Here is a 283-nt window from a genome sequence, read left to right as displayed (position 1 = left end):
CGCCGCGTCGAGGTCCTCGTCGAGCGGCCGGCAGCCCTCGTGGGTGAACGCGTCGTACATCGCTGCCGGCCAGTGACCGTCGGCGGCGTCGGGGTGCGAGCCCGTGTCCCAGAGGACGGTCGCGTCCGGGTGCTCGACGACGACGTTGTAGACGGGACACGCGACCCGCTCGTGGGTCGGGTCCGGCGTCGACGCCGTCCCGAGTCCAACGTCCTCGAACAGGTAGCCCTCGTCGACGACGAGCCGGCCCCGCCGGACCGGGGTGAGCGAGATGTCGGCCATA

1 pseudogene is annotated in these 283 nt (G+C 72.4%); it reads right to left on the bottom strand.

What is annotated here, in order from left to right:
• Nucleotides 1–283: pseudogene (locus SM754_RS20195) on the bottom strand (N-acyl homoserine lactonase family protein); the annotation flags it as partial.

Source organism: Halorubellus amylolyticus (genome assembly GCF_034808145.1).
In the GTDB taxonomy this organism is placed as follows: domain Archaea; phylum Halobacteriota; class Halobacteria; order Halobacteriales; family Natrialbaceae; genus Halorubellus.
The sequence above is the reverse complement of the archived record's forward strand: the minus strand, read 5'-3'. Positions and strand labels throughout refer to the sequence as shown.